The sequence below is a fragment of the Mesorhizobium sp. WSM4989 genome (genome assembly GCF_029625795.1).
GTDB lineage: Bacteria > Pseudomonadota > Alphaproteobacteria > Rhizobiales > Rhizobiaceae > Mesorhizobium.
On record NZ_JARTVN010000001.1, the window covers coordinates 262,254 to 274,612 of the forward strand.

General features: G+C 62.4%; 17 protein-coding genes. 6 read left to right on the forward strand and 11 right to left on the reverse strand.

Features of this window, described 5'->3' with window-relative positions; translation table 11 throughout:
- Positions 1-23: 23 nt before the first annotated feature.
- From P9217_RS01340 to P9217_RS01350, 3 genes are all read right to left on the reverse strand, one after another.
- Positions 24-275 carry a DUF2934 domain-containing protein gene (locus P9217_RS01340; RefSeq protein WP_278086805.1) on the reverse strand — a complete coding sequence of 84 codons (252 nt, stop codon included), beginning with the start codon at positions 273-275 and terminating at the stop codon, positions 24-26.
- Positions 276-383: 108 nt separating this feature from the next.
- Positions 384-593: a hypothetical protein gene (locus tag P9217_RS01345; RefSeq protein WP_067001047.1), complete on the reverse strand. Its 210-nt coding sequence runs from the start codon at positions 591-593 to the stop codon at positions 384-386.
- A gap of 74 nt (positions 594-667) precedes the next feature.
- Positions 668-967 (reverse strand): DUF1236 domain-containing protein, encoded by a 300-nt coding sequence (locus P9217_RS01350; RefSeq protein WP_067001089.1) that lies wholly within the window; start codon positions 965-967, stop codon positions 668-670.
- Positions 968-1,171: 204 nt separating this feature from the next.
- On the opposite strand from P9217_RS01350, the gene P9217_RS01355 reads away from it, so the two are divergent.
- On the forward strand, positions 1,172-1,525 hold the full coding sequence (locus P9217_RS01355; RefSeq protein ID WP_245322363.1) for a DUF982 domain-containing protein: 354 nt from the start codon (positions 1,172-1,174) through the stop codon (positions 1,523-1,525).
- 156 nt (positions 1,526-1,681) lie between these two features.
- Here the strand turns inward: P9217_RS01355 and P9217_RS01360 are convergent, their stop codons facing one another.
- Together P9217_RS01360 and P9217_RS01365 are read right to left on the reverse strand one after the other, a co-directional pair.
- Positions 1,682-1,900 (reverse strand): hypothetical protein, encoded by a 219-nt coding sequence (locus P9217_RS01360; RefSeq protein WP_067001044.1) that lies wholly within the window; start codon positions 1,898-1,900, stop codon positions 1,682-1,684.
- A 260-nt stretch (positions 1,901-2,160) separates the two neighbouring features.
- Positions 2,161-2,463 (reverse strand): DUF1236 domain-containing protein, encoded by a 303-nt coding sequence (locus tag P9217_RS01365; protein WP_067001081.1) that lies wholly within the window; start codon positions 2,461-2,463, stop codon positions 2,161-2,163.
- A 221-nt stretch (positions 2,464-2,684) separates the two neighbouring features.
- Between P9217_RS01365 and P9217_RS01370 the strand changes: the two genes are divergently transcribed.
- From P9217_RS01370 to P9217_RS01380, 3 genes are all read left to right on the forward strand, one after another.
- Positions 2,685-3,500 carry a DUF1236 domain-containing protein gene (locus tag P9217_RS01370; RefSeq protein ID WP_278086804.1) on the forward strand — a complete coding sequence of 272 codons (816 nt, stop codon included), beginning with the start codon at positions 2,685-2,687 and terminating at the stop codon, positions 3,498-3,500.
- 316 nt (positions 3,501-3,816) lie between these two features.
- Positions 3,817-4,050 carry a polymerase gene (locus P9217_RS01375; protein WP_067321681.1) on the forward strand — a complete coding sequence of 78 codons (234 nt, stop codon included), beginning with the start codon at positions 3,817-3,819 and terminating at the stop codon, positions 4,048-4,050.
- Between the two features lie 414 nt (positions 4,051-4,464).
- Positions 4,465-4,812 (forward strand): hypothetical protein, encoded by a 348-nt coding sequence (locus P9217_RS01380; RefSeq protein WP_245299725.1) that lies wholly within the window; start codon positions 4,465-4,467, stop codon positions 4,810-4,812.
- Between the two features lie 296 nt (positions 4,813-5,108).
- On the opposite strand, the gene P9217_RS01385 is transcribed toward P9217_RS01380, so the two are convergent.
- From P9217_RS01385 to P9217_RS01405, 5 genes are all read right to left on the reverse strand, one after another.
- Positions 5,109-5,516 carry a hypothetical protein gene (locus P9217_RS01385; protein ID WP_095824576.1) on the reverse strand — a complete coding sequence of 136 codons (408 nt, stop codon included), beginning with the start codon at positions 5,514-5,516 and terminating at the stop codon, positions 5,109-5,111.
- A 758-nt stretch (positions 5,517-6,274) separates the two neighbouring features.
- Positions 6,275-7,213 carry a hypothetical protein gene (locus P9217_RS01390; protein WP_164896086.1) on the reverse strand — a complete coding sequence of 313 codons (939 nt, stop codon included), beginning with the start codon at positions 7,211-7,213 and terminating at the stop codon, positions 6,275-6,277.
- A gap of 430 nt (positions 7,214-7,643) precedes the next feature.
- Entirely contained in the window at positions 7,644-8,054 is a 411-nt protein-coding gene (locus tag P9217_RS01395) for a TadE/TadG family type IV pilus assembly protein (RefSeq protein WP_067321690.1), read from the reverse strand.
- Positions 8,044-8,484, reverse strand: a complete 441-nt coding sequence (locus P9217_RS01400; RefSeq protein WP_278086803.1) for a TadE/TadG family type IV pilus assembly protein — start codon at positions 8,482-8,484, stop codon at positions 8,044-8,046. The genes P9217_RS01395 and P9217_RS01400 overlap by 11 nt, the downstream gene beginning before the upstream one ends.
- A 4-nt stretch (positions 8,485-8,488) precedes the next feature.
- A complete protein-coding gene (locus P9217_RS01405; protein ID WP_067321698.1) occupies positions 8,489-9,742 on the reverse strand; it encodes a pilus assembly protein TadG-related protein in 1,254 nt (417 codons plus the stop codon).
- 280 nt (positions 9,743-10,022) lie between these two features.
- On the opposite strand from P9217_RS01405, the gene P9217_RS01410 reads away from it, so the two are divergent.
- Complete coding sequence (locus P9217_RS01410) at positions 10,023-11,240, forward strand: TadE/TadG family type IV pilus assembly protein (RefSeq protein ID WP_278086802.1); 1,218 nt, start codon at positions 10,023-10,025, stop codon at positions 11,238-11,240.
- 21 nt (positions 11,241-11,261) lie between these two features.
- Here the strand turns inward: P9217_RS01410 and P9217_RS01415 are convergent, their stop codons facing one another.
- Positions 11,262-11,498 (reverse strand): hypothetical protein, encoded by a 237-nt coding sequence (locus P9217_RS01415; protein ID WP_067001071.1) that lies wholly within the window; start codon positions 11,496-11,498, stop codon positions 11,262-11,264.
- Between the two features lie 483 nt (positions 11,499-11,981).
- Between P9217_RS01415 and P9217_RS01420 the strand changes: the two genes are divergently transcribed.
- A complete protein-coding gene (locus tag P9217_RS01420; RefSeq protein WP_067001023.1) occupies positions 11,982-12,266 on the forward strand; it encodes a hypothetical protein in 285 nt (94 codons plus the stop codon).
- Positions 12,267-12,359: the final 93 nt, after the last annotated feature.

The window sequence follows — 12,359 nt, forward strand, 5'->3', positions numbered from 1 at the left end:
CAGCGGCGGAACGGCCGCTGGGGTCAGGCCTTGGCTTTCGGCTTGGCAGGAGCCTTGGCCTTGGAGGGGCCTTTGGCGGGCGTTTCGGCCTTGGCCGACTTCGGCTTGGCGGCGGCCGTCTTTTTGGGCGCGGCCTTGGACTTCGGCTTTACTTCGGCGTCGATCTCGGCGGCCGCCTGGTCCCAGTGCTCCATATGCGCGCCTTCCGGCCGGCCGGCCTGCTCCCAGATCTCGTGCGCCCGCCGGCGAATGCGTTCCTGCCTGTCGTCCGTCACTGTCGCCTCCTTTGAGTGGGGCCGCTCCCCGACGGAAACATTAGCTGAATTTTCCGGTGGCGTCTTGCGCATCGACGCGTAGGTGCCTGAACTTCGGCAGCGATTTCTTCAGTGCACGTCGGAGACGATCGCAACGCCCAGATACGCCGCCTTCTTTGTAATCAATGCGGCTAAATCGGCGTCAGAGCGTTCGGTTCCGGTGCGCCTGCGCAGCAGGCCAATCGCTTCCTTCATCGATAAGAGGCCAGTGCGGCGTTCGGCCAGAAGCTGGTCGACCGCCTTTGCACAGTCGACTGATTCGACATGGGGGTGATGCATGGCTGCGACTCCTTCCTAGGAGCCGGCATCCCCCCGCCGGCATGGCGGGAGGATCGGGGCTCGTAAGCGTAAGATCACTCGATGACGTGGATGACCCTGCGTGTACCAGGATCGATCAGGACAGTGCGATCGTTGACCACGGCATATCTGTACTGAACGTCCGGCACCTCCCGCAGCTCGACCGTGTCAGGCACCGTCGAGCCGACGCCCAGTTCCAGCCCCAGTATGTTGACCGAGGCGATCGGGTGCTTGTGGACATATTCCTTGACGACAGTCTGCTGCTCCGGCGTGACGATGATCTGGTCCGCAGCGGCAAAGCCTACGCCGGCGATCAGAGCAAGGCCGGCAACAGCAGGAATAAGGGTGCGTTTCATCATAAGTCTCCTGTTGTGTTGGCGGAGCTCCGCCCGCCTCCGCCGTCGCGGAAACCTGGCAGGTCGAACATAGGAGCTCCCGGGGCAAACGCGTGCATTGGGGTCTTGTTCCGTCTGCGGCGCCTAATTGATTGTTGCCGGCGGAACCGCCGGGGCAGCTTCGCATTGTTTGAATTGGATAAATTCGACCAGCAAAGGCCCGCCATGACTGCAGTTCACATCACAAGCGACATGCCGCTCCGCGCGCCGGTGGCGATCGCAGTCGGGGCCGGTTTCAAGCGCGAGATCGCTTCCCTGGCGGCGATGCAGAATTTCCTCAAAGAATGGCCGCCGGCAATGCGCGGCGACTGTTATGCCGCGGCCGTGCAGACCTGTGAGGCGGCGCGGACAGGCGAGAGGAAACTCGGGGAAGCGCGGCAGGCCTTCGTGGCATTCGCTCAGAAGGCCGGCATTCTGTGGACCGGCGTCGACCCCGTCACCGCGCTACGCGAAGCCAAGATCAGACGTCTCAAGGCCAGGAGCATAAGCCAGCAGCGCCGGCAATGGCCGCTGGCGTGACAGGCTGCTGAAGTCCGGGCCTTAGGATCGGGCTTATCGAACCAAGCATCATCGAAAAAGCCCTCGCGGCCGAAGGCTTTTGTCGCGCCAAGCGGCGTAGCGCCGCTCACTGCCGCCCAGTGCTGGACGGCAGCCAGGCGACATCGATGACGGCTGTCAGTTCAGCGAAGCTTCGCACGACTCGGTGAGGAAAGATGCGGCGATCAGATCGTCCGCATCGATGCGTAGGGAGCCATCGCCGCCCCCCATTATGGCCGCGACCTTCTGGAAGGTCTTTATTTCATGTGCGGTGATGTGGGCGTCTTCCATCCTGGCCCGCAACTCGGCGACGCGCATCCCGAGCGAGCGGGATGTTCCGATTTCTCGTTTCGACATGTTAACTAGTCCTCCTCGCCCCTGCCCATGCCTGTTCGCCGCCGCCCGATTCTGCTCTCTGCCACCGGTTTGTGTTGCCTATGAGACAGGTTTGTTTCTGCCGCCGGTTTGTGTTGCCTATGAGACAGATTTGACCCAAAGCGCCCAACTTGGGTGTGGGTCAAAGGTTCCGTTAGCATATCGTAAATTAATAATTTTCCGTTAACCGCCCGCCGCCGTGACCGGCGGCGGGCCATCCGTTCGGCCGATTACGCTATCGGTTAATTGAGCACCTTGATGATCTTGCGCGTGCCGGGGTCGACGATCACAGTCCGGTTATCGACCACGACATAGCGATATTTGACGTTCGGCACCTCGTGCAGTTCGACCGTCTCGGGAAGCGTGCTGCCGATGTTCAGCTCGATACCGGGAACCTTCACCGAAGCCAGCGGCTGCTTTTGCACATATTCCTTGATGACGGTTTCCTGCTCGGGCGCGATCACGACGGTGTCCTGCGCAGCGACGGCGCCAGCGCCGGCGAGAAGCAGGAGGGCCGCGGCGGCGGTGGTGATGTGCATTTTCATGGTCGTCTCCTTTGTGTGGTCAATCGCCTCCTCTGCTGCGCCTGCGATTTCCACAGCCGATCGGCACCGTCCTAACGCCGAGGACCGCGGCTTGTTCCTGCAAAATTCCGCGCATCCGCCGGCGTAAGAACGCCGCCGCCGCTTGGCAAAACAATCTCGGAACAATGCCTTCCAAGTCGTGTTTAACCAACGAAGGGACCGACTTTCCGAGGAGAAATCAGATGAAGCATCTTCTGATCACGAGCATGATCGCGCTCGGCGTTGGTTGCGGCGCCGCGATGGCGCAGACCGAGTCCGTGCAGCCGAGCGGCGGCGATAGTTGTGCCGCCGGCCAGGCCGACTGCCCGAAGGGCGGCAAGGCTGGCGAGCAGGCCCAAGGCAAGATGAAGTCTCAGATCGAGCAGAATGCCCAGGGCACCACCAAGATGAAGACTGAGCAGAATGCCCAGGGCGAGGCTGGCACCAGCACCGAGCAGAACGCCGAGGACAATACGCAGCTGAAGAAGAAGCAGCAGGCGCAGGGCAAGGCCGGCACAAAGACTGAGCAGAACGCTCAGGACAATACCACGCTGAAGAAGAAACAGCAGGCCCAGGACAAGACCGGCACCAGCACCGAACAGAATGCTGACAGCAACACAAAGGTGCAGACCGAGCAGAATGCTCAGGGCAAGACCGGCACCACCACCGACCAGAACGCCCAGGGCACCACCAAGATGCAGACCGAGCAGAACGCTCAGGGCAACGTCCAGACCGACCAGGACAAGACGGCCTCGATCACCAATGTGACGGTCGAGCAGCGGACGCAGATCACGCAGATCATCCGCGAGACCAACGTCCAGCCGGTTCGCGATGTCAGCTTCGACATCTCGGTCGGGGTCGAGGTTCCGCGGCAAAAGATCCGGCTGCATCGCCTGCCGGCCCGCATCGTCAAGATCGTCCCGGCTTACGAAACCTATATGTATTTCGTGCTGGCCGACGGGCGCATCGTGATCGTGGATCCGGACACCTACAAGATCGTCGTGATCCTGGAGGCCTGATCCAGACAGCATTTCAGACAGGAGGCCTGCCGTGCCGCATGGCATGGCGGGCTTTTCTTATGTCGCTTCAGCCGCGGGCGCAAACGCCCCTCTCCCCGAGGCCGGGGCAGCCCCATCAAAGCCTTATCGCCCGCCCTCACCGGAACACAGCCGTCGGACTGAGGTCTGGTTTGGCAGGGCATTGGTCCCCCTCTCGAAACATACAGGCAGTTATCTTGTTGGATCATGACTGGCGAGCATAGGTCCCTTCATCGTCGGTTGTTGTTGCACCCGCCGCTACCTGCGATGCGGCGGGTGCTCCTTTTGGGGGTGCTGCATGCAACTCGGAGAGATCATTGCGAACCTGTTCGCCGCCGTTCTTCTGATCTGCGTTGTGGCGCTTGTGTTCTTCGCAGGCGGCAGGCCACTCTGGCCGGATCGCGAGGCCAAGATGGTCATCCTCTTGCCGCCGGATGCCATGAGAACGGGATCGGTCAGGGCGCTGGCGCACGTTCGCCTGCCCGACGCCTTCGATACAAGAATGGTGCAGCCAAGGCCCCAATCCCGATAGCCGGTGGGCCAGCCCCTAGCCGGCCGCGACGTGATCCGGCCGAAATGGGGGTCAGAGCTAACCCTCCACTTCTTTCGCGGAAAGGCGGAGAGGCCGGCCTCCCGCCGATGAAGGGACGTGCTCGGCGGGCGGGCACTGCGGCGATCGTCAGAGGGCGTCAGCTCAGCAGCATTGCGGCAGCGGCGAAGACGATGCGCGTTCCAAAAGCAGGCGCAACAAGCCAGCGCGCCGCGTAGACGCTGCCGTCCATTAGCTACTCCTGATCATCGTTCCGCGAGGGAACGGAATCGGCCTCGGCTGGGTTCCTCAGGCGTAGGTCCTTTGGCGGGCCGGAATTAAGACCTATGGCAAGGGGGCTGCGTGAAGTCTTGCGATCCTGGCGGAAAAGGTGCAAGGGTCAAAATGGGTAGAGCAATGGGCGAGATCGTCGAAGACCCTAACTGGTCGCGGCGCTCGGTTGGGCAAATGTATTTTCCGCAGTTTCTTGTGGGAATGACGGCAACGCTTCTGGTGGTTCTCGGCTGGACCTTCATGTCCACCGGGTCCGTCTGGCAGTCGCTTGGCTGGACGTTCCTGGCGGGCGTGGTGCTGCAGGCAGGCTACTTCGTGGCCGTGCTGTGGCTCGTGCAAGCCGAAGGCCGGGCCACGGACGAGAGCAAGGCGAGCGACGCCGGCGCCCCCGCCAAGCTGCCCGGTCCCTTCGAGCGCGACGGCATCGTCCACGCGCTGATCTCGCGGCTGTTCCCGAGGCTGCTGCCGTAAGGCGGCTCAGCGTCCGGCCGAAGCCCCAACGCCGTCATCGTTGGGCGTAGCGACGCGAAGCGGAGCAAAGACCCGAGAACCCACGCTGTGACCTCGTCGAGGAACGCAGCGCGGCAGAATCCTGCATCGTCGTAACGCTCTGAGCTTACGGCCTGCAGTTTGCGCCGCGTCGCTTCGCTCCCTGCTCCGCCACACAGGACACGAAGAGGCGCTTCGGCCGATCTTGGCCGCGTGCGATCGAGCAATTGAGCGCGTCGCACTAGGCCGGTTCAGGCGACGCGCTGTTGGGTGCACCGTTACTGCGCCGGAGCGACCGTGGCCGAGCGCACCGTCTCTGCGGACGAGAAGACAATGAAGGCAAAGGTCAGCACCGCGGCGGCGACGATCAGCGAGCCGATCGCCACGACCGGCTCGATCTCCGGATGGCCTGCGGCCAGCATCCAGTAGAGCGCCGGCAGCATGATCACGAGGCCAACCGTGTAGAGACCGTAGTGGATCATGGCGATGCGGCGCTCGGCCTTGGCCGGATTGAGCGCGTAGTAACCGCCGAAGATCGCGCTGGTCACCCAGCCGAGAAGGTTGATGTGGGCGTGCGCCGGGAAGGCGCCGTGGTCGCCCGAAATCGCCATCTGCAGCCCGGCGGCTATGCCCAGGATGAGAAAGACGATGGCCGTCTTGAAGAAAAGCTCCGAAACCCGTGGCATTTTGTTGTCCTCCCAATGCCCTGTGAAATCCCTCACCCGCTAAGTCTACACACCGCAATGCATATTAGCCACACGACAGCGACGTTTTGGTGTGCATTGCGCACAGCGTCAGGCGAGGCAAAAAGACTCGCAAGGTCGGCGGCGGCGGGGCAGCGCTCCCGGGCCTGCAGTTGTTTTCCCCAATGCAGGGCGGCTCGCAAAAGAAATTGCCCGTTCCCATTCCAACGCCGGCTTTTATATCGTAGTACGACATTCACAGCGAGATCTCGGGGGTGGCAACCGGGGGCCGGGAGCTGACCACGCAGCTCCCGGTCAAACTCGTTTTCGGCGCGCCGATTTTCGACTACCCGGTCTGCGTCACCGCCGTCGGTTCTGCCACCGTTTCAAACACGTGGCACAACGCCGACCAAAACCGACGAAAGGCTTCCAGCGGTGCGGACGCCGAGGGATTTTTAGCTATTCCTTAACTAATGTTATTCGGTCGGTACACCCCCGCATGTTAACCTTCGGACGCGGGTAGAAGCCGTCTGACCACCTCGGCTTTTGCTACTTTTGGGCTCGCCTCAAGGGCGAGCCTTTTTTTGAACTCCGCCTGTGCCTCGGCGTGGGGTTTCTGCTCGCCGCAACCAGAATTCCCCCTGGCCTCACTTGGTCTGTTGCCGTGTGCGAATGCATTGCCGTCAAGCCAAACAAAAATGCCGCCGGGTCGCCCCGGCGGCATGCATGCACTCCACTGCGGCAGGTTCGCCGCGTGTGCCTTATGGCGTGGACGTCGCCGCGGCCGCCTGGTCGATCTTGTCGGCCAGCACGTCCTTGGCCCAGTCCGTCACCTCCTGATCGACCGGCTTGTTGGCCATGTCCTGCAGGGCGGCGTCGAGCGTGGCGTCATCGGGGGCAGGGTTAGCGGTCACCGCAGCCTGGGCATCCGTGACCGCCTGGGTGTCAGCGGCGATCGCGGCGTTCTGGGCGTCGATCTGCGCCTGAACGTCGGCAACCTGCGCATCGAAAGCCGCCTTTTCCTCGGCCGTCATGTTGGTCGTGTCTGTTGCATTGAGGTCGGCGAGCTGTTGGGTGAGCGTGCCGAGCTGGGCCTGGTCGGCGGCCAGCTTCGCGTTTGCCGCGTCAAGCTTGGCCTGCGCGTTCTGGGCTACGGCGGCCTGGGTCACATAAGCCTGAATGCCCGCGAACTTCTTGCTCTTGGAATTCATGTAGGCATTGATGTTGCGCTGGAGCGAGTTCAGCCGGCCGAGCTTGGCATGGATGTTCTTCTCCTTCGGGGTGGCGGCCGTAGTGGTATCGTCCGTCGTGTCGTCATCGGTTGCATCGTCGACCTGCGACTTGGCGGCCTTTGCCGATGCCGACTTGCCGTGCGAGGCGCCGCTGTTGCTGCTTTGGCCCTTGCCGCCGCCGTTGCCGCCGCCGTTGCCATTACCGCCGCCATTGCCGTTACCGCCGCCATTGCCGTTGCCGCCGCCATGGCTGCCGCCATTGCCGTTGCCACCGCCATTGCCGCCGGCTCCGGCGAGTGCGGGAGCAGCCGCGAGCGCCAGAATGGCAAGCGAAGCCAAAAGTGTTTTCCGGATTGTCATCATGTTTCTCCGCAGGTGAATCGCCACCAATGCCCAACCGCTAGATCGCGTCATATGAGATTTCCCTAACGGCTTGGAGTAACTTTTAAACAAATTCGGTGGCGGCAAGAGAGTATCCCGAGAAGCAGCTCCGGAAATCCTGCTGAACACCTGTTAACTTGCTGAAATTATTGCGTAAATAAATGGGCTAAGGCCAGGTCCGCCCTCTGGAACAATGAAGGCCCACCTCCCGTCGGACCATGGGCCCAACGCTATGCGGCCAGCGTCCGTCGAGGAGTACAAGACGCCTGTTTATAAAGGCGATTTTCGGACGTGCGCGGCATCGTTTCGGGCAACCCGCGGGAGCGGTGATGCCACCAGCGCTTGGGGCGCGCTACCGAGGTGTTCTTATCCCGCTTTGCGGCCAATCCCAGATATATACTTATATATTCTTCCTCGGCATGCCCTGAAGCGTGTCGCAATCTTTCGGCCCACACAGCTTGTTAAGCTTAGCCCTGGCTTTGACCCGAAACGAAGTCCCACTTTGGGGAGACGTGCTTCAGCTGTTGATCAGCGGCACGGTGACAGTGGTCGAGTAATTGATCGGAAAATCGCTGAAATAGGGAAAGTTGATGACGAAGGCATAGCTGGCGCTGACATGCGCCATCTTGAAGCCGCCGCTCGGCGGGTCGGTGGTGATCGTAACTGTCACGTTCTGCAAGCCGAGCGCCTGTAGTTTCTGCGTCGCGATCGCCTGGATCTGAGCCTGGGTCATCGTCCTGTCAAGCTGCAGCGAGCGCGCCGAGGCCTCGAGCGCATAGCGCACGCTGGACTCGTTGTTCATCGACCAGCCGAAGGCGAAGATGCCGAACAGAAGCATGATCAGGAAAGGCACGATCAGCGCGAACTCGATCGCGGCGCCGCCAGAGGCGTTGCTGGCAAACAGCCTGGTTTTTTGCTTAGCGGACACGGACCACCTGCTGATGGCTGAGCGCGCTATTGCCCGGGAAGACGCCGAAGGTGAACGGCGGAGTCCAGGTGCCCGACGCCTGGATCTGGACATAGATGGAAGGTACTTTCGATCCCGCACAGGTGGTCGACGACGTGACCACGGTCGTTCCGCATTTGTAGGTGCGTGTCACCGTGATCGCCGCATCGGAGGGTTTCTTCTCCCAACTCGCAAGAGCGGCGGCCTGAACGGCGGTGTCGTCTCCCCCGCCGGCCAGCAGCAGATTCGCCGCCGTCTTCACACCCGCCCGCATCGCCATCGAGCTGGTGACATAGGACCAGCCATCGGCGATTCCGAACAGCGCGACGCACAGCACCGGCAACACCAGCGCGAATTCCACCGCGGCCGCGCCGGAGCGATTCTTGCGGAAGCGGATCGCTGCCGGCGCCACGCGGCTACTCGACAATCGCAACAGACGGGGCGGCGGGGATGTCTTGCAGCCCAAGGCTCGAGCAGTTCTGGTTGATTGTGGAATTGCCCGACCACTGGATGGTGTCGGCCACAACCTGGGTGCAGCCGTTCGCGCCCGAGAAATTGCCGAGATAATTGACCTGCTGCTTGGGGAAATAGATTGCCCCGGTCAGCGAAGAAGTCGCCGTGCCGTTGAAGGTGCTCTGTGCGGCGTTGCCCGTCCTGTCGCCATAAAACAGCACGCCGGAATAGGTCCCCGAGGTCGGCGCGCTGAGCGTCACCGTGGCGTTGCCGTTCATGCTTATGGTGTTGCTGCCCGTCATATAGATGGTTACGCCGTTGGTGCAGGGTGCAGCGCAGGTGATGACCGCGCCGGCGTTGATCTTCAAATTGCCCTGGACAACGTAAGTGCCGGAAGAAAGCGCGACATTGCCGTTGAGGTTCATACCATTGCAGTAGGTACCGGGCTGGATTGTTTGCGTTGACTTGCCGCTGTTGACATTCTGGCAAGAGCCGCTGGTCGAGGGCGCCGGCAGGCTGGAGAACGGATCGGACGCGGGCAAGGCCTGGGTTATCGGCGACTTGCAGGTCGTGGTCACCGGGTTGTTCAGCGAAACGCCGCCGACCGAGATCAGGCAGTCGGCCTGAAGCCCTGCCGACCCCTGGACCTTGATGGCGTCCGCGGCGCTCGAATTCGACATGACCGAGCAGCCGGTCAGCTTGACGCTGGTGCTGCCGGAGAAAAGCGCCGCCTGCGAGGCCGACTTATTTAGCGCCAGCACGCAGGCCTTGGAAGCATCGGTAATGAGCGCCACCGCCCTCGCCTGCTCCGGCACCTTGGTCTGCGTGAAGATCGAGGTGAACATCCGGTCGAGGTTCTGGTTGAGGATGACCTCGACTGCCTTCTTGGCCGTGTTCGGCCCCGAGGTGGGCGGCGTGTGGACGGTGATGGTGCCATTGCCGAGGCCGTTGTCGGTCGCCGACTGGGTCGCGGCCGCCGTGATCGTCGCAGTGTCCGATCCCTGGATCTTTTCCAGCGCGCCGGCATAGGCGGCGGCGTCCGCCGTCGCCTGCAGCTTCAGGCTCGAATAGTACCAGTAGGACGTCTCGACGCCGAGCCCTGCCCCGCCGACGACGATCGGCAGGGTGAGCGCGAAGATCGTCGCAACATTGCCGCTCTCGCCGCGCCGCAGGCGGCGGGAGACGAACTGTCTGAAAATCCGACCGAATGTGTTCATGGCCGAGCGCGCCCAAGCTATCCCAGCCACCACGTTCAACACCCGGCGATAAACGAATGGCTAATTTTTTTCCTCGACTTGCGATTTTCAGACCCTTGCATGCATATTTACCGCCCTGCGCGGCCACGACTCAGACTTAGGTCCCATTCTATATAGGACGTTAGGTCAAGCTGCGGATAAATCAGCGATTTTAGCTTTTGCTGCATTTTATCTTTTTCGGAAATCGATCGTAGAGACGGCTGGAGTAGTGTCTCTGCCGTTTCCGGCGAGGGGTGCTGCCATGATCAGACGGTTCTGGGCTTCGACGCGCGGCAATTTCGCGCTGGCGACCGCAATCGCCATGGTGCCGCTGATGCTTGTCGTGGCCGGCGCCGTCGATGTGGCCGGCACGAGCGATGACGCAGCGCAACTGCAGAACTCGCTGGATGCGGCCGGGCTCGCGGTGGGCACGAAATACCAACCGACCATGTCGGCCGGCGATGTGCGCCAGCTTGGCCTGACTTTCTTCTCAGCCAATATGAGCGTCGCCGACGCCGGCGAATATTCGGGCAGCGTCGGGGCCTTCCAGGCAGCGGCCAGCGGCGATCCGAGCGGCTACACCATCGCCCTGTCGTCGAGCATCAGCCGTGCGGCGTTCATCAGCGGCGCGCCGGCCTGGCAGGCGACCCGCTCCGCCTCGGTCGAGGTCAAACCCGGGGCGCAGGCGTGCGTTCTGGCGCTCGATCCGCATGTCGGCTCCGCCGTCAATATGCAGGGGTCGACCAATGTCGCGATGAACGGCTGCGTGATCGCCGCCAACTCGGACGCGGCCGACGCCATCGACCGCGGCGGCTCGGCCGTGGTCAGCGCCGCATGCGTCTCGACGGTCGGCTCGACCTCGGGGTTGACGCCGCCCAATGCAACACTCTCGTGCGGCGCACCGCTCGAAAACCAGTACGCATCTTTCGACCCGCTGGCCAATGTCACCCCGCCCGCCTACGGCATGTGCCAATCCATGCCGAACGGCAAGACGGTCACGCTCTCGCCCGGCACCTATTGCGACAAGACCTGGTCTGGGAAGATCACGCTTAATCCGGGCGTCTACATCCTGCGCAACGTCACCATAAAGCCCGGCGGCAATGGCATCCTCACCGGCCAGGGCGTGACGATCTTCCTGATGGAAGGCTCGCAGCTCTACATCAATGCCAATGAGCAGGTGAACCTCTCGCCGCCGACCAGCGGCCCCTATGCAGGCATCACAATCTTCCAGGCCAAGGCCAACACCGCGGCGCTGACGATCAACGGCGGATCCGGCTCGGTGGTCAGCGGTTTCATCTATGCCCCCGACGCGGCGATCTCCTATGCCGGCAATTCGGATATGAACGCGCAGGGCAATTGCCTGCGGCTGGTCGGCAATACCGTAGGCATGACCGGAAACTCGGCGGTGAAATCGGACTGCGCGGCCGAGCTCGGCAATCGCGAGATGTATGCCGGCAGGATGATCACCCTGGTTAAATAGCGCCGCTCTTCCTTGAGGACATCAGTACTCGCCGACGATATCGGCGCCCGGCTGTTCGTCGAACAACACCGCGCAGCCGCGCTGCAGCGCCACCTGGCTCAAGGCGTTCGCCGCCGCTTCGTCGGACGACACGAAGTCCCCGGTCAAGACGCGAAGTTCCTCGACGGCTCTCGACATTGAAACAAGGCGCCCAGCCGCGCCGTCGCTGGCGCAGGCGTCGACGACGCAGAGAAGATCGATCAGTTCGAAGCTGTCCATGGCGGCCTCCGCCCACAGGATCCCTTCGCGGAAGTCAACGGCGTGACGGGCGGCCGGGTTCCGCTCGGAGTGGTGCATCATGATTTGGCGACAGCCTGGGCGGCCCGCGCTGAGATCGAGCGAAGCGGCAGGCAGGGCATAAAAGTACGTCGCGCACGCCTGTGGTCGTTTGGATCGACCGGCAAAAGCGCGGCGAACAGGTTCGCGAATCTCGGCAGACTGCGGGATTGTGGGAGTTGCCCGCCACATCGCAGGAAATGGCGGGCAACTCCACTTTCAAACCGCCGATGAAGGGACGTTACTCGACGGTTGTGCCACAATGAGTTGTGGGCCTACTTGTTTCCAGAAATCGCCCATTCGGACCTCTGCGCTCAAAGGTGCGGCCTCAGGTCCCGCCTGACAAGGGACCGTGGCCCGAAAGCAGGAACATTCCAGCTTTGGCGCCGTTGCCACGACATCCCAATCGGCAGAGGAGAGGAAACCATGGCCGACAGACCTACAGTTGTAAACACCAGTGGCGGGGGCGGCGCCGGCACAGCAGTGGCGATCGTTCTTGCCATCATCGCGATCGTGGCCCTGCTGTTCTTTACCGGCATTATCAATGTCGGTGGCCGCACCGGCGGTGGCGGATCGACGGATGTCAATGTGAAGCTCGATGCGCCGAAGGTCGAGGCGCCCAAGGTGGAGACGCCTGCGGCTCCGTCGACGACGCCGGCACCCGCGCCTGCCGCTCCGGCTCCGGCCCCGGCTCCGGCCAACGGCGGTTGATCCGCCTGGCGCAACCGGTAGGCCGGTTGCGCGTTTATCGAATGGCTACTCCAGCTTCGGCCCGCATTCCTCTGGAAGGCGCGGGCCTTTTTT

Coding starts and splice junctions, on each gene's coding strand:
- P9217_RS01365 (WP_067001081.1), bottom strand. CDS start 2,463: ATGAAAATGCACATCACCACCGCCGCCGCGGCCCTCCTGCTTCTCGCC.
- P9217_RS01375 (WP_067321681.1), top strand. CDS start 3,817: ATGCAACTCGGAGAGATCATTGCGAACCTGTTCGCCGCCGTTCTTCTG.
- P9217_RS01360 (WP_067001044.1), bottom strand. CDS start 1,900: ATGTCGAAACGAGAAATCGGAACATCCCGCTCGCTCGGGATGCGCGTC.
- P9217_RS01355 (WP_245322363.1), top strand. CDS start 1,172: ATGACTGCAGTTCACATCACAAGCGACATGCCGCTCCGCGCGCCGGTG.
- P9217_RS01385 (WP_095824576.1), bottom strand. CDS start 5,516: ATGCCACGGGTTTCGGAGCTTTTCTTCAAGACGGCCATCGTCTTTCTC.
- P9217_RS01350 (WP_067001089.1), bottom strand. CDS start 967: ATGAAACGCACCCTTATTCCTGCTGTTGCCGGCCTTGCTCTGATCGCC.
- P9217_RS01345 (WP_067001047.1), bottom strand. CDS start 593: ATGCATCACCCCCATGTCGAATCAGTCGACTGTGCAAAGGCGGTCGAC.
- P9217_RS01415 (WP_067001071.1), bottom strand. CDS start 11,498: ATGGACAGCTTCGAACTGATCGATCTTCTCTGCGTCGTCGACGCCTGC.
- P9217_RS01405 (WP_067321698.1), bottom strand. CDS start 9,742: ATGAACACATTCGGTCGGATTTTCAGACAGTTCGTCTCCCGCCGCCTG.
- P9217_RS01410 (WP_278086802.1), top strand. CDS start 10,023: ATGATCAGACGGTTCTGGGCTTCGACGCGCGGCAATTTCGCGCTGGCG.
- P9217_RS01380 (WP_245299725.1), top strand. CDS start 4,465: ATGGGCGAGATCGTCGAAGACCCTAACTGGTCGCGGCGCTCGGTTGGG.
- P9217_RS01420 (WP_067001023.1), top strand. CDS start 11,982: ATGGCCGACAGACCTACAGTTGTAAACACCAGTGGCGGGGGCGGCGCC.
- P9217_RS01370 (WP_278086804.1), top strand. CDS start 2,685: ATGAAGCATCTTCTGATCACGAGCATGATCGCGCTCGGCGTTGGTTGC.